Origin of the sequence: Microcoleus sp. Pol12B3, from assembly GCF_036701355.1 — a bacterium.
Taxonomy (GTDB): Bacteria; Cyanobacteriota; Cyanobacteriia; order Cyanobacteriales; family Microcoleaceae; genus Microcoleus.
Genome location: NZ_JAUBQS010000042.1, coordinates 1 through 23,071, shown reverse-complemented (window position 1 = coordinate 23,071; position 23,071 = coordinate 1). Strand labels below are relative to the sequence as shown.

At 43.7% G+C, this 23,071-nt stretch carries 15 protein-coding genes and 1 pseudogene; 15 read left to right on the top strand and 1 reads right to left on the bottom strand.

The features are described from left to right. Positions 1-199: 199 nt before the first annotated feature. From QUA53_RS19850 to QUA53_RS19780, 15 genes are all read left to right on the top strand, one after another. A complete protein-coding gene (locus QUA53_RS19850; RefSeq protein WP_333099377.1) occupies positions 200-1,219 on the top strand; it encodes a hypothetical protein in 1,020 nt (339 codons plus the stop codon). 12 nt (positions 1,220-1,231) lie between these two features. Beyond that, the gene (locus QUA53_RS19845; protein ID WP_333099379.1) at positions 1,232-3,187 is read left to right on the top strand and encodes a phage tail sheath C-terminal domain-containing protein; all 1,956 of its coding nucleotides are present in this window, start codon (positions 1,232-1,234) and stop codon (positions 3,185-3,187) included. A 53-nt stretch (positions 3,188-3,240) separates the two neighbouring features. After that, positions 3,241-3,681 (top strand): phage tail protein, encoded by a 441-nt coding sequence (locus QUA53_RS19840; RefSeq protein WP_333099380.1) that lies wholly within the window; start codon positions 3,241-3,243, stop codon positions 3,679-3,681. Then, on the top strand, positions 3,681-4,127 hold the full coding sequence (locus tag QUA53_RS19835) for a phage tail protein (RefSeq protein ID WP_333099381.1): 447 nt from the start codon (positions 3,681-3,683) through the stop codon (positions 4,125-4,127). The genes QUA53_RS19840 and QUA53_RS19835 overlap by 1 nt, the downstream gene beginning before the upstream one ends. A gap of 3 nt (positions 4,128-4,130) precedes the next feature. Beyond that, positions 4,131-4,292, top strand: a complete 162-nt coding sequence (locus QUA53_RS19830; protein ID WP_333099383.1) for a DUF5908 family protein — start codon at positions 4,131-4,133, stop codon at positions 4,290-4,292. Between the two features lie 3 nt (positions 4,293-4,295). Further along, positions 4,296-4,964, top strand: coding sequence for a CIS tube protein (locus QUA53_RS19825; protein ID WP_333099384.1), 669 nt, complete (start codon positions 4,296-4,298; stop codon positions 4,962-4,964). Positions 4,965-4,966: 2 nt separating this feature from the next. Next, positions 4,967-6,709, top strand: coding sequence for a type VI secretion system tip protein VgrG (vgrG, locus tag QUA53_RS19820; protein WP_333099386.1), 1,743 nt, complete (start codon positions 4,967-4,969; stop codon positions 6,707-6,709). Between the two features lie 22 nt (positions 6,710-6,731). Next, entirely contained in the window at positions 6,732-7,010 is a 279-nt protein-coding gene (locus QUA53_RS19815; RefSeq protein WP_333099388.1) for a PAAR domain-containing protein, read from the top strand. A gap of 16 nt (positions 7,011-7,026) precedes the next feature. Further along, positions 7,027-7,446 (top strand): GPW/gp25 family protein, encoded by a 420-nt coding sequence (locus tag QUA53_RS19810; protein ID WP_333099389.1) that lies wholly within the window; start codon positions 7,027-7,029, stop codon positions 7,444-7,446. Positions 7,447-7,479: 33 nt separating this feature from the next. After that, positions 7,480-10,647, top strand: coding sequence for a baseplate J/gp47 family protein (locus tag QUA53_RS19805; protein ID WP_333099390.1), 3,168 nt, complete (start codon positions 7,480-7,482; stop codon positions 10,645-10,647). 46 nt (positions 10,648-10,693) lie between these two features. Then, on the top strand, positions 10,694-13,681 hold the full coding sequence (locus tag QUA53_RS19800) for a hypothetical protein (protein WP_333099391.1): 2,988 nt from the start codon (positions 10,694-10,696) through the stop codon (positions 13,679-13,681). Positions 13,682-13,718: 37 nt separating this feature from the next. Beyond that, entirely contained in the window at positions 13,719-16,439 is a 2,721-nt protein-coding gene (locus QUA53_RS19795) for a hypothetical protein (RefSeq protein ID WP_333099392.1), read from the top strand. 6 nt (positions 16,440-16,445) lie between these two features. Beyond that, complete coding sequence (locus QUA53_RS19790; RefSeq protein WP_333099393.1) at positions 16,446-17,999, top strand: contractile injection system tape measure protein; 1,554 nt, start codon at positions 16,446-16,448, stop codon at positions 17,997-17,999. Continuing rightward, positions 17,984-19,345: an ATP-binding protein gene (locus tag QUA53_RS19785; RefSeq protein ID WP_333099394.1), complete on the top strand. Its 1,362-nt coding sequence runs from the start codon at positions 17,984-17,986 to the stop codon at positions 19,343-19,345. The genes QUA53_RS19790 and QUA53_RS19785 overlap by 16 nt, the downstream gene beginning before the upstream one ends. A gap of 107 nt (positions 19,346-19,452) precedes the next feature. Then, positions 19,453-22,662: an eCIS core domain-containing protein gene (locus tag QUA53_RS19780; protein ID WP_333099395.1), complete on the top strand. Its 3,210-nt coding sequence runs from the start codon at positions 19,453-19,455 to the stop codon at positions 22,660-22,662. Between the two features lie 110 nt (positions 22,663-22,772). Here the strand turns inward: QUA53_RS19780 and QUA53_RS19775 are convergent. Further along, positions 22,773-23,071: pseudogene (locus tag QUA53_RS19775) on the bottom strand (hypothetical protein); the annotation flags it as partial.

Here is a 23,071-nt window from a genome sequence, read left to right as displayed (position 1 = left end):
GCTATATTGTCCAGTACGTGTTCTGTAGGGTGCGTCGCTGCTCGTGTTTAATGGAACTTGTAGATTGTTAATGGCGACGCACCTTACTACAAAATTGTGTGTACCACATCTATACGGAATATTATATGGAATATTATGCTGTATAAGATAAGCTGATTGTTGGCCTACTCTCATCGAGTCTGGAAGGCTCGCAGTGACCATGCAGTTCCGTCTATTATTCACGGTCAGCATATCCCACAATTACTATAGTCAGGGCTGCAAAGACTTCAGGTTTATTATCCCTCCTGATAGTACCCAACTGTTGAAAAACGGCAAACTGATAGCGAAGATAGCTGAGGATAAACTGCTTGTTTTGTTTGCAGCAGATGAGACGGAAAACCCTTTGGTTTTGCTGACTGGAAAGACCCTACGCATCGGCTTGAAACTCCTCAATCCTCTCTTTAGCAACTTCACCGACTTCGACTTCGATTTCAATTTATCCCGTCCTCTCTACAGAAATTTCACTAACTCTGATACACTGGATGCGGCTAAAACTATCACTTTGGTAGGTCAAGTGTTCAGCCATTTGCTGAGAAATTCGGCACGACCTGTGACGGTAATACTAAAGAATAGTGACGGTCAGGTGCTGCAAACAGATACGATCGCTGCTACGAACGATCGGTTAACCGTTTCTTACGACCTCACAGGCCAAGTGGAGGGGGCTTATAGCGTCGAAGAATCTTATCTAGGAAATATCAAAACTGTTAGTTATTATTCAGGTTTTGAATTACAACAGCAAGGAGTTTTTGGCATTATTGAAATTGCGATCGCCAGTAGCTTCTATACCACCCCTCCTAATTTTGCGATCGCCTTTACCGCCAAACAACAGACGCTGAAATATTATGTAATAGCTCAAAATTACTCTGATGCGGACTTCAATCAACTGTCTGTTGCCGATGCGGGAGAAGAGGGGCGATCGCAGATTAACTTTACAAAAGTTCTTCCTACGGCCTTCAAAAATGATGATATTTCCCCCAGCCTACTAGGTAATGGCGATACCAAGATTGCTCTATTTAAATCGCAGACAGCCGTGACACGACAGGAAAAGGCTCGAAAGAATATTCGGTTGCAAAAGCAAAAAAATGGAGGCGTAGAGGAATTGATAAAGCATCTTCCTCAACCCGGTGCTGAAAAAGCAACTTCAGATAAGATCGTCCAGCTTTCAAAACCACAACCATAAAGGCTCAAACCTATGCCAACTTACAAAACCCCGGGCGTTTACGTAGAAGAAATTTCGATTTTTCCCCCTTCGGTGGCGGAGGTGGAGACAGCTATTCCAGCTTTCATTGGCTATACCGCCAAAGCAACCAAACTCTCAGATAACGATCTCCTGAAAACCCCTACAAAAATCAGTTCATTGCTGGACTTCGAGACTTATTTTGGCAATGCACCTAGAATAAGTTTTTCCGAAGTGGTAATTGACGAAAACAACAATTTCCTCAAATCTAGTTTTACCAACAATTATTATTTATACGACAGCATCAGGTTGTTCTTTGATAATGGTGGTGGCAATTGCTACATAGTAGCGGTAGGTTCTTACGCAGAACAAGTAGACCCAGGTAAGTTGAAGGGCGGTATAGATGCGTTGAAAAAATACGATGAGCCTACCATACTGCTTTTCCCCGATGCCGCTGGTCTAGATGCTAATGAATTAGGATCGGTTCAAACTCATGCACTAGCTCAATGTGCTAATCTGGGCGATCGCGTAGGGGTGTTTGACACCAAATATTATGACCCGAAGACAACCATTTTTGACGAATATATCACAGAGTTCCGCGACAAAATAGGCATTAATCACCTTAAATATTGTTCTGCCTATAGTCCTTGGTTGAAGGTAAATTACAGCAAAAATGTCTTCTATGAAGATGTTAGAGGTGTCATTAAAAAAGGGGCTGTAACGGTTACTTTGAACACACTAACTACCGACGCTGGCATACAAGCTATTATTACTAAATTGGAGAATGCAGTAACGGATGTAAATACCGTTAAAACAAAGATATCAACGGCTCTGGCAAATGCTACATCGATAAGTGCTAAGTACAACACGGTACTCACAGCTTATAAGAATGATAAGACACCTGCTAGTATGCAAGCGATTTTTCAATTTCTGTTTCAATTGGCTGACCTTATTGATGGTCTTTTAGATGTTAATACTGGAGTAAAAGGGGCTGATCTGAAGGAAAATATCGAGAACTCAATCACCACTTCACTGAAGAATGCTTTTAGTGAACTGATCGGCAATGAAAAAGAGTTAGATACAAAAGCTGTCGGTGATTATACTCCTCAATGGGATGTCGATCCCGATCCTAGTTCTACCCTATGGGATAACATATTTACACCATCGTCAGTCGTCGAGGCATCAAACGTCATTCCTAATACAGCCACCACCGATGCGACCAAGTGTGATGCTCTTCTGCCTAACATCAACAAAAACTTCACTATCGTCAGTGAAGCTATCAACGGTTTTGTTTCCGGGGCTTCGCAATACGTAAACATCTACGAGAAAAGCTTATACGATACCTATCCAATTTACCAAAATATCATTAAAGGCATTAATGACACTGCAACTGTCGTTCCGCCTAGTGGTGCGATCGCTGGAATCTACGCAATGGTAGACGGACAGCGTGGTGTGTGGAAAGCTCCAGCAAATGTGAGTCTGGCTAGTGTGATTGAACCAACTTACAACTTCGATCTAAGTGAAACGAATAGTTTGAATGTTGATGCGAATGCTGGCAAATCCATCAACGCCATCCGTCCCCTCACGGGTAAAGGGACATTAGTGTTAGGAGCGCGGACACTGGCAGGAAACGATAACGAATGGCGTTTCATTTCGATGCGTCGCTTCTTCAATATGATCGAACAGAGTGTGAAGGAATCCACTTACTGGGCAGTGTTTGAACCAAATGATGCTAACACTTGGGTCAAAGTACGCGGCATGATCGAGAACTACCTAACCCAGAAATGGCGGGAAGGTGCACTAGCTGGAGCCACTCCCAGAGATGCCTTTTTTGTCAAATGCGGACTCGGTATTACGATGACTGCATCTGATATTCTTGAGGGGAGAATGAATGTGGAAATTGGCATGGCAGTAGTGCGTCCTGCCGAGTTTATCATCCTGAAGTTCTCTCACAAATTACAGACCTCTTGACAACTTCAAGCCAACCAATCGCTAACTAACTCAAGTAAATAGAGCGAAAAATCATGCCTGATAAACTATATCCCCTTGCCGTCTTTCATTTTCGTGTTGAGTTTGGCACAGAACAGCTCGGATTCACTGAAGTTGCGGGATTAACCCAAGAAAACCAGATGATTGAATATCGCGCAGGTGATTTTCCTGAGTATTCTTCCATCAAAATGCCAGGTTTGAGGAAGTTCAACAACATCACTCTCAAGCGTGGAATCATGCAAAGTGATAACAAATTCTTTCAATGGTTAAGTAGTGGGATGAAGCTGAGTAAAGTAGACAGAAAAGATCTTACCATCAGCTTGCTGAACGAAAAGCACGAACCAGTCATGACATGGAAAGTAATTAGGGCTTTCCCGGTCAAGTTGGAAGGTCCCCAATTAAAAGCGATGGGTAACGAAGTCGCGATCGAATCCATCGAAATTGCCCATGAAGGACTAGAAATAGAGAATCTCTAATGCCGAATTATTATCCACCTGTTGGGTTTCATTTTAAAGTTGAGGTGCAGAATCTGCCAGCCAACGATAATGATGTGCGGTTTACAGAAGTTAGTGGTCTTTCAGTGGAAATGGGCACTGAAGAAATAGCCGAAGGAGGAGAAAACCGGTTTATCCAGAAATACCCCACCCGTACCAAATACCCAGAACTAATCTTAAAACGCGGACTGCTAGTAAATTCTGAGATTCTCACTTGGATTCGCCAGTGTCTTGAAGACTACAAGATTCAGCCCAAAGATATCTTCATCAAACTACTGAATGAAGAGCACCAACCTCTGCTGACTTGGAATGTGGTCAATGCTTACCCAACTAAATGGTCGGTGAGCGATCTCAATGCCTCGAATAATGCGGTGGTAATTGAAAGCTTACAGCTTTTTTATCAATATTTTACCTTAGTTAAAACTTAAACCATGCCAATAATTGTCGATGAAGTCGTGATCTCTGTAGAAGTCACCAACCAAGAATCCGGTGGTGCAGCCTCAGCACCTGGTGCTACTCAGGACAAACAAATCATTATCAATGAATGTGTAGAACGGGTGCTCGACATTCTGAAACAAAAGGAAGAGCGTTAAACAATGAGCGACAAGGGAACACTAGAGAAATTGCTGATCAAAGCTTTTGATAAGCCTGATTATTCTGGGCAACCTATCGGAGAGTTCTCGGCTTATGTAAATCCGAACGAGATTACTTTGTCTTATGAAATTGAATACGACAGCGCTCAAGGAGCTGGGACAAATAATAGTCGGATGAACTTTAAGAAGTTGAAGCCGGGAGAAATGTCGCTTGCCTTCTTTATTGACGGCACTGGTGCGAATGGCAACCAGATTGATGTGCAGAAGAAGATCGAAGAGTTTCAGATTGTCACGGGTTACAACGGTAACATTCACAGAACAAATTATCTAAAAGTGACATGGGGCAAACTGCAAGTAAAGCGCTGCGTGCTCAAAAGCGCCTCGATCGCCTACAAGTTGTTCAAACCAGATGGCATTCCCTTACGGGCAGTTATTACTGCCAATTTTACCGATAATTCAGATGACCAGACGCGCGTAGCTTTGACGCAGGATCAATCGCCGGATCTCACTCATGTTCGTCTCGTGAAAGCAGGCGATACCTTGCCTAGTTTGTGCGATCGCATCTATGGCGATCCCAATTATTATCTGGAAGTTGCTCGTGCTAACCGGATCGACAACTTCCGCAACCTCACCCCCGGTAGCAAACTTTTCTTTCCCCCTTTGGAGAAGTAGCGATGCCGGAAATCAGAACTTTGCCCATTCCCGCCGAACATCGTGAATTCACTGTCAAAGTGAATGACGAAGCAGTGGTGCGCGAGCATCAGTTGTTGGGAGTGTATGTGATTAAAGCAGTGAATAAGATTGCTGCTGCACGCTTAGTATATTTGGATGGGGCTGCTGCTGCAAGTGATTTCCCTCTGAGTAATACAGATCTTTTTATTCCGGGCCAAGCAGTTGAAATTCTTGCCGGTACTGGTAACGATCCAGTCTCCTTGTTTAAAGGGATTGTGATTCGGCAGCAGTTAAAAGTGCGCGATCACACAGCCCCTCAGTTGATTATCGAATGTCGGCATTCAACAGTCAAGTTAACTGTAGGTCGTAAAAACGCCTACTTTTTCGAGCAAGCTGATAGCGAGATTATCAGTACCTTGTTAGAAAGAGCAGGGATTGATGCGGAGGTGGACAGTACATCTGTAACTCACCAACAGCAGGTGCAGTATAACAGCACGGATTGGGATTTCCTGTTGGCGCGAGCTGAGGCAAATGGCAAGCTGGTATTTACCAAGGGCGATCTCGTGACGGTGAAAGCACCTACCTTTGGCGATACGCCAGTCTGTAACCTCCAGTTTGGTGCAACGATTCTGGAACTGGATGCTGAAATCGATGCCCGCCTGCAATACAGTGCTGTCAAAAGTTTAACCTGGGATGCCACCCAACAAAGTGTGCTGGAAAAAGAGGCGAAAAACCCCAATTTTAATGCACCAGGCAACTTGAGCAGTGATGATTTGGCGGCGGTGATGGCATTGGATTACTATCGGCTGCAACATATAGCTGTCAGCGAAGATGAAGCTCAAGCTTGGGCAGATGCCCAATGGCTCAAATCCCAAATGAGCAAGGTGAGTGGTCGGGTCAAATGTGAAGGTATATCTATAGTCAATCCGGGCGATATTGTCACTTTGAGTGGGGTGGGCGATCGCTATAATGGCAACGTATTTGTGACAGGGGTTAGGCAAGATTTCGATCTAGTGCAGGGGTGGAAAACCCACATCCAGTTTGGAAATGTTGAAAAATGGCTGGCAGAAGAACACAATATTTCCGCGTCGCCAGCGGCTGGCCTCCTGCCAGGGGTGAATGGCTTACAAATCGGGGTAGTGGTTAGCAATGAAGACCCTGATGGGGAACACCGGGTGCGCGTGAAGATGCCTTTGGTGAATGACGAAGAGGATGGTACTTGGGCGCGGGTGGCGGCAGTCGATGCTGGCAATGAGCGTGGCTTCTTTTTCCGTCCCGAAATAGGAGATGAGGTAGTATTGGGCTTTTTGAATGACGATCCTCGGCAGGCCGTGCTGCTGGGAATGCTGCATAGTAGTGCTAAAGCCGCACCGTTACAAGGCGCCGATCAAAATCATGAGAAGGCATATCAAAGCCGCTCAAAAATGAAACTTTACTTCAATGATGAGAAGAAAATAATCCTATTGGAAACACCAGCAGGCAATAAGCTGACGTTAAGTGAGGAGGATAAAGCGATCAAGATAGAAGACCAAAACAGCAACAAAATTACTATGACCGCAGACGGCATCAAAATCGAAAGCAGTAAAGCAATTGCCCTAAAAGCTGGAACCGAGTTGACGATCGAGTCAGGAACATCATTAAGTGCAAAAGGAGGAACCAACCTGAAACTAGAGGGAACATCCGGTGCAGAATTGTCCAGCACCGCCACAACCACCGTCAAAGGCGGTTTAGTACAGATCAACTAAATTAATCTATTCAATTAATCCTATGCCAGCAGCAGCAAGAGTCGGCGATATCAGCAATCACGGTGGAACCATTGTCGGGCCTGGTGTCAGCAATGTCTTAATAGGTGGCAAACCGGCGGCGGTGGCAGGTGATACCCATATCTGTTCGTTGCCTCCCCCCGGTCATCAACCCACCGCAAGTGTTTTTCCAATGGGTAGCACGACAGTGTTAATCGCAGGAAGACCCGCACTGCGGATATCGGATGCGTGCGTGTGTGGCGCAATGGCGGCTGTGGGCGAACCAAAAGTCATTATCAATTGAAGGAGTGTAAATCGTCATGTCAGACCTAACCTATACATCTTTTCTGGGGACTGGCTGGAGTTTTCCGCCAGAGTTCGTCCTGGAAACCGGCGAGGTAGTGATGACAGCAGATGAAGAAGATATTCAATCTAGTCTAAAAATTCTGTTTGGGACGGCTATCGGTGAGCGTTTTTTAAATCCTAAATATGGACTTGATATGCAGGAAATGCTCTTTGAACCGATGAGTACCACGATGAAAACATACTTGATCGATCGGGTAAAAATAGCAATTTTGATCTACGAACCCAGGATCGAAATGTTGTCACTAGATTTAGATACAACAGCTCAAAATGAAGGCAGGATTGGCATCCTCATGGAATATAAAGTGCGGGCTACCAACTCGCGCTACAACCTTGTATATCCATTTAGTACCACTGATGCTAACGAAATCAGATAAATGCTAGAAAATTTGTAAAATCGGTAATGCAATATGGCTGAACAAGATATCATTCAGAATCGGATCTTCCAACTCGCGCAAAGCCAAGACGATCGCCTGCCAAAAGAGCTGGAGATACATTTTGCTGATATTGATGAGCAGACAACGGCAGATTTGCTGCGACTTGCCAAAGCATTTTCAGAATTCGTTAACTACTATCGCAATAATCCTGCAACGCCTGTTGGCAACTGGATTAATTTTTTCCATGAAGATATTAATATTGAGAAACTGCTGAATAACGAGAGTGAATATACGTCTCCCCATCTCGCCCTCTTCCTCGCGTTTCTGGAACTTTACAAACAGCCTCAGAGTATTATCAACAACATTACGGCTCGCCACCTAGATTTTTATTACCAAGATGTATTGCGCCTGAAAAAGAAAGCTGCGATCGCCGATAAAGTGCATCTGCTACTCGAACTCAAAAAAAATGTCGCCCCGATCCGCATTTTGCCTGAACATTTATTTTCAGCCGGTAAAGATGCGACCAATGTTGAATTAATCTATGCACCAACGCGGGAAACCGTCATCAACGCTGCCAAAGTCGAGTCATTGCGCTCCGTATTTTTCGATTCTCAAGGACGTGGCACAATTCGCTACGCCCCCATTGCTAAATCATCAGATGGTTTGGGCGGAAAACTCGTCGAAAATGCACCGAAGTGGTCGGGGTTTGGCAAACCACAGCTACCCGCAGCCGAAGTGGGATTTGCGATCGCCTCTCCTGTCTTGAGAATGCAGGAAGGCGATCGCAAAGTAACTGTATCCCTTCAATTAAATAATGTAGACTCAAAGCAACTCAATAACAAATCACTCCAGAATGCCTTTGACGTATACATTACAGGTGAAAAGAATTGGCTATCCTATACCGTCTCTCCTAGGTTAAGTCCTGACAATTTGCTGACGTTCAGTTTTACAGTGCCTGAAACTGAAAAATCAATCATTGATTATAATGCCGCAATTCATGGCTACTTCTATAATTGTCCGACACCGATCGTCCAAGTTTTATTGAGAGCAAATAATGCCAATATAGGCTATAACAATTTTAGAAACGTGACGTTGCAAACTGCTGCTGTTACAGTTGAAGTCTCAAACATTACCTCATTGACACTAGAAAGTGATAGCGGAACACTGGATCCGAAAAAAGCCTTTTTGCCATTTGGCCCCCAGCCCACCAAAGGTTCCCGTTTTATGGTGGGTTATGCTGAAGCACTTTCTAAAAAACTGTCCCAAGTGAGTATTAAAGTGAAATGGAAAGATGCACCTGCAGATTTTGCAGCTCACTATAGTAAATATGGGGTAGTTGGGACTAATGGAGTAGTTATTAACATAAATAACAAAGACATAACTGTAAATAATAGTTACTTTACTGCAAAAGTTTATTTGAAAGATAGCGAGGGTTTGAAAAAACAGAGCTTAGAAAAACTGTTTGAGCCTCGTAACGAATTATCTGAACATACTTTTACATTTTATCAAGATTCTCCTGCATCTGTATCATCAAAAATCAACGCAGGCCTGAAAATATCTGCGCTCAAGGCTAATGGTAGTTTTTGGGCTATGCAGGAAGCAAACAAATCTGTGCTGGCCCAACCTGTATTGATGTCGTTTTCCTACCCTGACAAATTGGTATCTTTTCAAGAGAACGCTCCAGTAATCACTCCTGAAACACGCGCGGGATTTATCACTTTTTCTCTTGAACAAGATTTTCTACACGCCATCTATCGGCAGAAATATGTAGAAAATGTGATGAAATACAGTAAACAGGGTTCAGTTAAAAAAGCAGTAGTTATTTTAAATGAACCCTATACACCCACAATTCAGAGTATTGCACTATCCTACAAAGCACATTCCGATGCAGTGAGTATTTCCTCTACTTCACTAGATAATTTTGCCAATCCTAACCTGAACTTCTTCCATATCACCTACTTCGGGCAAAGGCGCGAACATGGCTATCAGCGCCAACAGATTGAGGCAAAAATTAAAGCAGGAATCAGTACAAGTGTTCCGCTTCTGCCCAGCTACAGCAATGCAGGCGAACTATTGATTGGTTTTAGCCAATTAAATCCTAGTGATAGTGTAAGTGTACTATTCCAAGTTGCCGAAGGCAGCGCTAATCCAGATTTGCCCTCAGAGGATCTTTATTGGTTTGTGTTGTGTGACAACTATTGGAAACCGTTGAGTCGAGCTGAAGTGGTATTGGATACGACAAATAAACTCCTTACCAGCGGCATTATCCAGTTTGTCATTCCCCCTGAAGCAACGACTCAAAATACGATTTTACCAAGTAACTTAATCTGGATAAAAGCAGCCATTAAACGCAATGTAACTGCTGTCTGCCAATTAATTGATGTCGCCGCCAATGCAGTGGAAGTGCAGTTTGTAGATGGAAATAATGATCGCAACCACTTACTGACTGCTTTAGAACCGAATAAAATCACCAAACTCAAAAACGGACTATCAGCAATCAAAGCCGTCAAACAACCTTATGCCTCCTTTGGTGGCAGTGCCGTGGAAACAGACAAAACTTTCTTCGCCCGCGTCTCGGAGCGACTGCGCCACAAAAATCGCTGCCTCACCCCTTGGGATTACGAACGGATTATTTTAGAAGCTTTTCCCAAAGTACATCAGGTGAAATGTATTCCCCATGCTAAAGAGAATGTATGGCTTGCGCCCGGACACGTTTTAATTATAGTCGTCCCGGATCTGAAAAATAAAAATGTTGCGGAGCCACTGGCGCCCAAAGTAGATGCCGACACGATTAATCGCATCACTACTTATGTGAAAAACCGTGCAGGAATGCAGGTAAGCGTCAAGGTTAAAAATCCTAACTATCAGAAGGTTAAGGTCGATTTTAAAGTTAAATTCCACCTAGGCTACGAATTTAATTATTATAAAACTCTATTAGAGCAGACCATCATCGAGTTTCTATCTCCTTGGGTTTATCAAAGTGATCGCGACCTTTCTTTGAGTGGCAAAATTTATAAATCAGTCCTACTAAATTTTGTTGAAGATTTGCCCTACGTCGATTATGTTACCGATTTTAAAATGTATAGCCCGACGAGCGCAAAAACAGGTAACTATAATGACATTAATGAGGTGCAGCCGCTGACGCCTGATGCCATTCTCGTCTCAGATTCGACTCATATAATTAATCCAGCGCCTGGGTAAGTATTCCTCTAATTAATTTTGTTTAAGTATCTCTAGGTAAGTAACTATGCTCTCTCAACTAACTATTCCGAAGAAGAATACTCAACTATTGGCAATGGATCGCGAGCAATTATATGCGATCGGGCTTAAGCACATCCAGCAATTGTCTAGCCAAATCTGGACAGATTATAACCTTCACGATCCAGGTATAACAACGCTTGAGTTGTTATGTTACGCCCTGACAGATTTAAGCTACCGCGCCTCATTTCCGATCGCAGATTTGTTAGCAAGTGCAACCGACAATGCCGCCGAAATGAAGAAACAATTCTTCACGGCGCGCCAAATCTTGCCCAACCGTCCACTGACGCTTTTGGACTACCGAAAGCTCTTAATTGATATTGAAGGCGTAAAAAATGCTTGGTTGCAACCTGCTTCTCTTTCTTACTATGCAGATATCCTTAATTCTTTCTATTCAGATGCCGAAGACATCCTCGATCCACCACGACTTGGTTGTGCTACTTTGTTTGTCAATGACATTATCAATCTGTCATCTTTAGTGGGTAAACTAAATCAGCCTTCCGACCCACTATCGCAATATCTAAAAAAAAGGTTGACAACCAAAACTAAAAAAACTATGTCTGCTTATCAAGCTACACCTGAAGAGCAGTCACTAGAGGAATCGCTAAAAACTTTGTTAGTGCAGGATTTGAATCGAATAATTCAAACTTCCGGGCAAAATGGGGGAAGTCACAGCATTTCACTTTACGATCCGCAACGATTTGCTAACGTCACTTTGTCCGATAGCACCCAGAAATTACTTAACCTAAACAGAGGCGAAGTAGATATTGAACGTCTGAATCGGATGCTTTTGGAGGACGCTTATGAGCAGGAGATATCGCAAGATCAATGGCTACGGAATAAACAAGATCTGAAAAAAGTTAATTTGGTGGGATTGTATGAAGTAAAGATTGAGTATGGGGATACTGCTGATCAACAAGAGGTCATGCAAGTTGTGCAGCATAAATTGCAGGCAAATCGGAATCTATGCGAAGATTTTGTACAATTTAATGAAGTAGAAACCCAGTCTTTTCAACTTTGTGCTGAACTAGAGTTAGCGCCTGATGCGGATGTGACAAAGGTAAAGGCTGCCATTCTATCTCAAGTGCCACAATATCTATCTCCATCGGTCAGATTTTACTCGCTAAGTGAAATGTTGGTACGCAAAAAAGCAGATGGAACTCCCTACGATGTAGATGAAATTTTTGATGGGCCTGCACTCGATCGCGGTTTCATTGATAATGATGAACTAGAAAACGCCGATTTACGCAAAGAAATTCGCCTGTCTGACATCATTAGTATTATCATGGATATTAAAGGAGTACAAGCAGTTCGAGACATTGTTATCAACCCAGAGGAGAATAAAGTTCCTTTAGTCAATAAATGGGTGATCCCAGTTGAGGTAGGGAAGCAAGCAAAATTGAACGTAGAACGATCGCGTTTGGTCTTCTACAAGCGAAATATGCCTGTAATTGCTCGTAGTGTAGAAGATGTATCATCAACTGTACCACCTGCAAATGAGGTGGAAAATGACCTGGAAATTCCTTTAGGGACATACCGAGATTTAGCCAAGTATTATTCGTTTCAAAATCATTTTCCTGCCATTTATGGGCTGAGCAACGTTGGCTTAAGCACCACAGCAGACGACAAACGCCAAGCACTAGCTTATCAATTGAAAGCTTATCTGCTATTCTTCGATCAGATTATGGCAAATTACATGGCTCAGCTTAGTCAAGTAAAGTCATTGTTTTCGACCGATCCAGACCTGCCGTCAACTTATTTCTATCAGGTAGTTGACTCGTTTGCTGATTACAACAAAATCTACGCTACAAACAATGTCATAGACACCTTGCAAGCTGAGAATAATAGTCACGAAGCAGCGACAGGCTTCGAGCGTCGCCACCGTTTTCTAGATCACTTAATCGCTCGCTTTGCTGAACGCTTCCATGATTTTGCTAATACGATGTACTCTGCATTTGGTGAAAGTCATGAAAGCATTATTCGCTATAAATGCGAGTTTCTAGAAAATTATCCTATCATTAGTCAAGAGCGATCCTTAGCATACAACTATAACCTCAACCAAAATCAAGATTTATGGAATACAAACAATGTATCGGGCTTAGAAAAGCGACTAGCTAAACTATTAGGCATTCGCAATCATCAACGCCGAAATTTGGGAGAGATTACATACGACGTTTACGCAGAGGTGCATGAAGATCAGACAAATGAGTTTCGGTTTCGCATTCGCAAGCGAGATAGTTTACAAATCATTCTTAGCAGCCGTACGTACTACCCAACACAGCAGGTAGCAAGAACGGCAATGGAACAAGCGATTCATGCAGGTTTGTTGCCTTCGGGATACCAACGCAAAGTAGCGAGCGACGGCAGGCATTACTTCAACATTATTGATAATATAGGAGGTATTCTGGCTCGGCGGATTGAATATTTTAATACGGAAGCAGAAATGAACCATGCGCTTGATGAAGTGATGGAATACCTGAAGGTAAATTACAGCGATGAAGGGATGTATTTAATTGAAAATATACTGCTACGACCCGAGCAAAATACCGATCCATTTCTTCCCTTTTGTCCCACACCCGACTGCACCGATTGTGCTGAAATAGACCCATACTCTTACCGTATTCATATCATTTTACCTGCTTACAGCAGCCGATTTAGCAATATGCACTTTAGGCGATTTGCCGAAGAGGTAATTAGAGAAGAGACTCCAGCGCATATCTTGCCTAAAATATGTTGGATTAATCAAGAAAATATGGCTGAATTAGAAAAGCTCTATCGAGATTGGATTTACCTCAAAGCAGGTGTAGAAAAGACGAATCGGGAAGGGAAGCTGAGGAGTTTTATTAACAAACTCTTTAAGGTAAAGAGCGTTTATGATCACCAGAAGTTGCGTGAATGCGACAGCGGTGAAGATGAAGTCAAATTTATCCTTGGGCGCACGGCTTTAGGGACTGAGAAGACGATTGAAACTGAATGATTTCTCTATTTGCAATTGATTCAAAAGGACAAAAAACATGATATCCACACTAAAAATTCTCCAAGAAATTACCACAGGTTACAGCATTTTTGAAAAAGATCAGGTATTAACTGAAAGCCAACTCAATAGCATCACCAACTATCTAAACGATCAAACTCGCCTCACTTCCATCTATTTATTGGGTGTGGGAGTTGTTTCCGGCTTACGGGTTTCGCTGTCTAGCGATGCGATCGCAGTTACAAAAGGAATTGGCATCACAACCGATGGCGACTTACTCTATTACAGCAATGATATAGTGTGCGATCGCTTCACACTGTATGACAAATCCTATCCGAAGTATGCTCCATTCTATCTAACAAGTGAAGGTAGCAAAGAGGAAATGATTGCAGTCTATGAGTTAATTCCTAAAGGCGTAACAGATTCCAGAAACCCAGTTTTTCCATTAAGCCAATTTGCTACAGAAACCAGCAAAGACCTAAATAATATGGTCGCAGTCTTACTGATGGAAAGCTATGTGAATGACCCCGATGTCTGTACGGGGACTGATTGTGACAATTTGGGTCAAGATTGCGTCAATACTCGTAAGTTACTATTAGTAGAAAAAGATTCTATTAATTTATTGTTAAAACCTGCGATCGCAACGCCCGATGTAGCTTTTAACGCTTTCAATGAAATTGTTGCCGAGCGCCCTTTAATTGGTTCATCAATTACTTCTGTGAGCGCATTAGCCGATGTTTATCGAACCGTTTGCTCCAATATTCATGGCAACGTAGTTACAGAGCTTTCTAAGATCTATGTTAATTGTGCTGCTTTTCTCACTGATGTGTTTTTGTCCAACCCTACTACTGAATGGGTAACTCGGCTCACAGAAATCCAGAGCAGCTTCACCACTAACAATCGAGGTATCCAGTATTATTACGACTTTCTTAAAGATATTGTAGAAACGTACAACCAATATCGGGATTTATTATTTGGAGATAATACTTGGTGTTGCCCTGATATTAACTGGTTTCCAAAACACTTGTTGTTAGGAAATTTAGTGGGAAATTCTGATTCTGAGCCTGATAATAATCGCACCGCTTTTTATCCCTCACCTGCAATTAGCCAAACAGTAGAATCTCTGAATCATGCTAAATTTTTAGTTCGCAAACTTGATACACTGATCAAAACTTTTCAAATCCCTGCTGTCTCTGCTGCTGCTAATTCCATTCGCATCACGCCAAGCTTATTTGAAGATCAACCTTTGGAAGAACGGGCGATTCCTTATTACTATCAGGTCAATCTGCAACAAGCCAATCCCATCCATAAAAGCTGGAATTATCATCTTAGCCAGCGTCGCATGGATAATCGTAATTATTCCTACAACGCGCCTAACTACATGGTGCAGGGTGCGGCAGCCAATCCACTTGCTTCACAAATTGGTAAATTCTCTTTCTTCCGTTGTGAAGGATATTTAGGGGAGAAGGTGGAAACAGCCCTTTCTAAAATTGAAAGCGAGATCAAATCCAAAAATCTGCCCTTTACTGTTCGGTCTGTTTTCCTGGGACAAGATAAAACGAAAATAGTAAAGAGACCTGGCACCCGCTATTCTGATTTGCATCGCTTTCACTACCTGCTGCGGCAAGATGCCTATCATCAACTAGAAGAAGTAACGCAGTTTAGTAGAGAATTTAAGAAGAAAGTAGATGAAAATGTAACAGGGGAAAGTAATGCTCAAAGCTTGAAAGATCTTGCCACCCAAAGCAACGGAACTGTTACGCAGAATGCAGTAGCTGTTGGTGAAAAATTGAATCGCAGCTATAGAGATTATAAGGCTGATCAATCATGGAAGCCTAATTTTCTTGCAACGATTACAGCAGCTAGCGAATTTAAATTTAACATTAGTCCTGTCGTCAAGACCGAATTTACAACTCCTTTCGATTCATTGATTAGCAATACACGCATTTTATGGCTGGATTGGCTTGATGAAATTATCCAAAAGAAGGATGAGGCAGAGGATGAAAAGCTCCTCTTTGCTAGCTTTGTTTCTCAAAATCCCGGTATAGAGCATTTTGCGGGAGTGGTACGAGGTGGAACTTTGGTGCTGGTTTATGACAACAATAATACTGTAGTGGCTGACTTTATGCTGCCCTATTACCATGAAGATAAAGTCGAGGAAGCTCCCGTAGAACCAACTCTACCTAAACCGAGCACTAGACCTGAGATAATCATCAATCGCGGAATTAGAGTTCTACCTTCACTTGATAAACGCTTATTCGACTTCAAAGGAGTTCTTGAACCCGAATTGACTAAAAAGTTTACTTTACAAGAAAAATACTTCGATATTTATAAAGGATTTGTTGATGTAAGCACAGGGATCTTTACTGCAGCTGGCAATATCAAACCACAAAAGTATGCCGATGCCGTGCTGGACGTGCAGATTCGCGAGGTAGAGATCGAACAAGAAAAAGTTGCCTTGCTGAAACAACGAGCAACCTCGTCAGACGGGCGAACAGTAGAACGCGCCATTCAAGCAGAAGTAGAATTGGCTCAATCACTTCTGGCCATCGCCGAATACATTGGGGCATCAAATATTAGTGTTGCGACCGGAAGTGAGGGAAGCAAGGCAATGCAAGTAGTTTCTGACATTTCTGTGACGATAAGTCAAGGAAAGCCGTTGGAAACGTTACGCACAGGATTGAAACTTATACTTCGCGATTATCGGACTAACCAACAACTGACAGCAATTGTTGAAAGTATATTACGTAGGCTGGGTTAAAAAGTTATGGCAAACTTTTCCCACCGCATCCGCAGATTGCGCTGTTTGGTTTTTACGGCTAACCAAACAGAAGCTTTTGCCATCCGCCAATACTTACGCGATCGCACTTTCGATACTCTAATACCCGCTTGTGAATCTGCCTTTGAAGAAATGGCTAGTGGAGATGGCATAATCCACATTTCCAAACTGGAACTCCATCTAAAGGTCAATTCTAAACAGGAACTTGTGGAAGTATTACCTGAGTTAATCCAACAGAAACTCAACGAGCAATTACAGTCGATTAATTTGGCGACAATTCCGATTACTCAGTCGGGGGTAGTTTGGCAAAAGGCTACAGCCCAACAAGATCGGTTCGCCACATTACTTCACTACTTGCAGACAGGTTTAATGCCTTGGCAAGCGTCCTATACCTCAACCTCCGAAATCGCAGTTAGTTTAAAGGAAACCTGCCGCCAACAGCAATCGCAACTTATGGGTTACTTATCTAGCCAAGGGGAGACAATAGGTTTCTATTTTCGGTTGCTCCAACTTTGGCCAGTAACAGAATTTCTAACGCTAATTGACGCGGTGTCAGATAAATTTTTACCAGAATGGAGGATAGCAATTACGGCATCGGTCAAATTTGTACTCGGCACAACAGAGAGCTTTCTGAATCGCCATAGAAAATTGCAACTAGGGGCAGCCATTTTATCACAAGGTTTGAGCCGATCGCCACAGCACTTCAGCCCGCCTGACTTCAGCAGAATTTTAAACAGCGTACTATCACAAGAAGGAATCGATCGCAATTTTTTCATTTCCTCCCTTCCAGCCACTGCTGCCGTTTTGTTCCAACCATCATCAAGCTCCGATCCCTCATTTACTCCTACTACAAATTTACCAGGAACCGTAAACCAGCAACCTGCTGATGATGGTAGTGAAGCAATGCGATCGCCTCCCAATCCAGCTTCTATTCGTTTATTCGAGAACAGAGGTGAACTGTCGAATCGTGAGGCTGAATTATCTGACTCTGCGCTAACTCCTGCGGTGGAAATTGCCTCGGCTGGTGATGAATTCCCGCTCTTCGTCAACCATGCAGGCATAATTTTGCTCCACCCGTTTATCAGCCCATTTTTTGAGGCAACTGGTGTTAAGCAAACTGGCAGTCAGGCGATAGCAACTAATCAAGCACGGGCAGCCGCCCTGCTTCATTTCCTAGCAACTGGACAGGAAGAACTCTATGAATATGAACTGGGCTTAATCAAAATCTTGTTAGGGCTAGAACCAGAAACAACCCTTTTAGTTGGGGAAGGATTGATGCAAGAGGGTGATCGAGAAGAAGCTGAAACAGTTTTGCAATCTGTTATCAATTACTGGACTGTCTTAAGGAATACATCAGTTGATGGACTGCGATCGTCATTTCTGCAACGTTCAGGGTTAGTGCGTAAAACAGGGGATAGCTGGAAGCTACAAATAGAAACTCAACCATTCGATATGTTGCTCGAACATCTTCCTTGGAGTATCAGCATTATCAAACTATCATGGATGAAATATCCCCTCTACACAGAATGGCAGACGTTTTAAGCGATAACGCCCAGGATTTGGAACGCGAACTAAATTGGTTTGCGGAAGTTCTGGATGCTCGGCTGAGGTTATACTTCAAACCAGACCAGGAGAGTGAGGCTACCCTAGCGTCTATTTTTGATATTCTCCCTCCCAATCTGAGCGATAGCAATTCCTATTACGCCGAATTTATTCAGCAGCACGAATTTTCTAGTGACGAACGCTTAACGATTTTGTTAGCACTCATTCCTCACATCCGCCCGCAGTTACTCGATGTACTTTGGAATAAGAATGAAGCGATCGATCGGGGTTTTACTGAATTTGGGGGATTGCAAGGGACAACCCACGGCGGCTTCATCCCAACAGGCGAAACCGTTGCTTTTCTGTTAGCTGGCGACAATCTTTCTATTCGCTTCAAGCTCATGCGTCTGTTTGGAGGCGACCATCCTTTTGCCCGTTATAATATCCTCTATCTCGCTCCAGTTGCCTCTGGCGAGCCACTGCTGAGTGGTGCGTTGACTTTCTCACGGGAGTACCTTTACCGATTGACCACTGGCATTGAACGCAAACCAAACTTTAACAGTGAATTTCCCGCCCGCTTGATCGAAACGCAACTCGATTGGGAGCATCTAGTGTTGCCTTTTTCGATTCTAGAGCAACTAGATGAAATAAAACATTGGATCTTACACGGACACACCTTGCTTCAAGATTGGGAGATGCACTACAAACTGCGACCAGGGTTTACCAGTCTATTCTATGGGTCTCCGGGCACAGGTAAAACTTTTTCGGCTTGTTTGTTAGGCCAGCACTGTGGCTGCGATGTTTACAAAATTGATCTGAGTATGATCGTGTCAAAATATATCGGCGAAACCGAAAAGAACTTAGCAAAAATTTTTGATATGGCTGAGCATAAGCAATGGATTCTTTTCTTTGATGAAGCGGATGCTCTCTTCGGTAAGCGAACCAAAGTAGATGACTCTCACGATCGCTATGCTAACCAGGAAATTAGTTTTCTGCTACAACGGATTGAAGAGTTCAACGGGGTGACAATCCTGGCTTCTAACCTGAAGGGAAATATCGACGATGCCTTCATTCGTCGCTTCCAGTCAGTCGTACATTTTCCTATGCCTAAAGTAGCAGAACGCCTGAGGCTCTGGAAAAATGCGTTTTCTATCAAAGCCGTATTAGAAGAGAAAATAGATCTCGGCAGGCTGGCTGATAAATACGATATTTCAGGAGGTATTATTATGAATGTAGTGCGTTATTCTTCACTAAAAACCTTAAGCCGCAACGAGAATAGGATTTTGCTGGAAGATATAGAAGAAGGAATCCGCCGAGAGTTTCTCAAAGAAGGGAGAACCGTATAAATAAAACGACCAACTATCTGAAAAGCGATCGCAGGCAAGCTCATACCATTTTCGATTGTGGATTAGGAACTCTCTCCCTTTCCCCTCCCTTTTAGGAGTCACCGAACATGACCAATGTCAAACACAAGACTGTTAACCGTGCTGCCACAGTGCAGAAGCCAGCAGCCGCGCTAAAGGGGGTGCAGCGCCAAGCGGTGACGACCAGAAGTTCGGTACAGATACAAGCCTCGATGAAGGTATCTTCTCCCAAAGATCCAGCAGAAAAAGAAGCGGATGCTACCGCCAAAAAGATTATGCGGATGGCGATACCGGAAAGCTCGATCGCCTATGTGAAGACTGGCAGTGATGGTCTATTTCGGCAGGTGAAACAGGAAGAAAAGGAAAAGAAAGTCCAGACTAAATTGCGATCGCCCTACATTACTCGTTTTGCCGATTCGGGTATTTTCACTCAACCGAAAAAGAAAGAAGACGAAAATATTCAACGGAAAGCGGAAGGACAACCAAATGTCGCCTCAAATGTGGCCGCAGATATCCAAAACAGTATGGCTGCTGGTTCTCCACTGCCTCTGAGTGTGCGCCGCTTCATGGAACCACGCTTCCAAGCTAACTTTAGCAATGTCAAGATTCATACTGGCGATAAGTCTGCAAAACTCAATCGCCAGTTAAACGCCCAGGCATTTACCATGGGAAATCAGATCTTTTTTGGCAAGGATAAATTTAAACCGGAAACCTCAGAAGGGAAGGAACTGATTGCCCACGAATTGACGCACACCATTCAGCAAGGGGCTGCTATTCAGCGCAGTGAAGATGTAGCTGTCACCCAACAATCACCGATCCAGATGCAACGGCTAGGACTTAGTGACATTCTCGATGGGCTAGCCGACCTAGCGGCAAATGTACCGGGTTTCACTCTACTGACTGTGATTATTGGACGCAATCCGATTAACCTGCAAGTTGTGGAGCGTAATTTCACGAATTTGCTGAGGGGTTTTATGGGTCTAATTCCTGGTGGCGAAATTCTGTTCCAGGTGCTTCAAAGATATGCAGTCGTTCAGCGCATTGGTATTTGGGTTGAGCAGCAGATGAATGCCATCGGGTTGAGTTACGATGACCTGCGTAGACGCTTTACAACCTTCACAGATTCCCTGAGTTGGACGGATATCTTTAGTCCTGGGGATGTTTGGCGGAGGGCGCAAAATATTTTCACTGAGCCGATTACGCGCATCCGCAATTTTATCTCGCGGTTGATTGACCAAGCGATCGCATGGCTGAAAGAAACTTTTATGCAGCCCCTCAGCAACTTCTGTCGAGAGATTCCCGGCTATACACTAGTAACAGTAATGCTAGGGCGCGATCCCTTTACTAATACAGCAGTAGATCGTTCTGCACTCAATGTTGTGCGAGCCTTTGCGGAATTTATCCCCGGTGGCACTGAGAAGGTTAATCAGCTTGTGGAATCCCGTGGATTGCAACGAGCCTATGAATGGTTTGTGCAGGAAACCCAAGCCCGAAATTTGACGTGGGCAAGGGTAACAGGTACATTTTCCCAAGCCTGGAATTCTCTACGGCTGGAAGATGTGCTGCATCCAATTGACACAATACAGCGATTGGTGACGATGTTCCGTCCATTGATGGGCGACCTCGTGGGCTTTGCTGGTGCTGCGTTAATGAAACTGCTCGAACTCATCTTTGAAGCGGTAATGGGGGCTGGAGGTGCGAGGATTCTAGCGATTCTGAAGCGAGGAAGAGACACATTTCTCACAATTGTCCGTAATCCAGTCGGGTTTTTGGGTAATCTGCTCAGGGCTGTGGGGCAGGGTGTGCGGCAGTTTATGAACAATATTCTACAACACCTGCAACAAGGCGTAATTGCCTGGTTAACTGGCCCGGTAGCCCGTGCTGGGATTCAGATGCCGGAGCGTTGGGATCTGCGCGGCATTATTGGGTTTGTGATGCAAATCTTGGGACTGACTTGGGATCGCATCCGGCAAAAGCTGGTAAGACTTATGGGTGAGCGGGCTGTGGCTACCCTTGAAGCTGGTTTCCAACTTATCCAAGAAATTCGTGAGCGGGGTTTAGTCCAAGCATTGCGCGATCGCGTGACAGAATTTTTCGGACAATTGCGTGAAGCAGCTTTAGGCGGTATTAAGTCGTTCATTCAACAGCGATTGGTAATGGCGGGAATTCAGCAATTACTTTCCCTACTCAGTCCTGTTGGTGCGGTGATTCAAGCGATTATCAAGACCTACACCACCATCCAGTTCTTCATCCAGAAGATCAACCAAATCCTTGATCTAGTAGAGTCCATCGTCAACTCCATCGCTGCCATTGCCTCCGGTGCAATTGGTTCAGCCGCAGCCTTAGTCGAACGCACTATGGCTCGCACAATCCCAGTCATTCTTGACTTCCTAGCCCGCTTTATTGGTTTAGGTGATGTCGGTGGTCAAGTCCAAAGCACTATTCGGGGGTTGCAAGCACGTGTTGATGGGATGCTCGATCGGGCAGTGGATTGGATTAGGAGTATGGCACAGAGAGTGGCAAGTGCTGTTGTGAGTGGCTCTGCGACAGGAATAGATAATCGTACGTTGGAGCAAAAAAATGCTGATTTACGGAATGCAGTTACTGAGGCAACTGGAATAGCAAGAAATGAACGTTTAGCTGCACGTGTACGTAGGATTCAGATTGAAGCAATTAAGCAGCGCTATCGATTGAACAGACTTGAACTAGTCACTGATGCTCGCTCATCTGGTCGTGAAAATGTTCACGTTCGTGCTGTTATCAACCCAACTTATGATGGAAATGGTTTTCAGATTAGTCCATTTCCACCTGAACCTATTGTTGTGATTGAAGCACAAATCGGACCATCTCAACCTCGCCAAGGGTTCGAGGAAGTTCTTGTGCCACCAACAGAGGCTGGCTTGCCAGGTTATCAGCGTGCCCATTTGGTTGGGGCTGGCTTTGGAGTTGAGTCTCCGTTAGGTGTTTTATATGCGCCAGAAGCAGTAAACCAGCGACTCCAGAATCGAGGTATAGAAGCCCTGATTAGAGGGATGTATCGTAATCGTTTTCCTGGCGCTGAGTTCTTTATAGTAGCTAGAGCAGAACCACATTCAGGCACTCAACTATTGGCTCGTGTTGTTTATGAATTGTATGGTCAATTGCCAGGTGAACCACGCACTAAAATTTTTGAGTTCAGAATCAGTGTCAGCCGAAATACATCTGCTCCACGAATTACCCCACAACTAGGTGAAGTAGATTCAGAAGCTTTATCTCGGTATACAAATTTTGTGCAACAATTTGTTGCACGCCGCAGTTAACTATTAGACCAAAGCTAAAATGCGAGCGCTCCAACTTCAAATCTAATTCATAATTTTGGCAAGGAGTGCGATCGGGAGCATCTCAAATATGCAATGAGTATAAATACTCTTCAGGCTAAAGCGAGATTTAAATAAGCACAACGATGTTTCAGAACTTGAGCCAGATTGTCACGATTCCATTGTGCTCCGGAGATTTTAATTCTCCGTCCAATTTGTTTAATTGTAGCCTCGACAGCACCGGAACCAATTGTGATCTTTTGAGACTGCATCGCCTGATAGTCAGGAATCCTACATCGATGTCGTTCTAAATAATCCAGAAAGTTCTTGACGTGATACCATTTTTTTAAAGATGTGATAGACTTGTGTAAAAAGTAAAGGAGAGAATTACAATGTCTGGTCGTCCTCATAT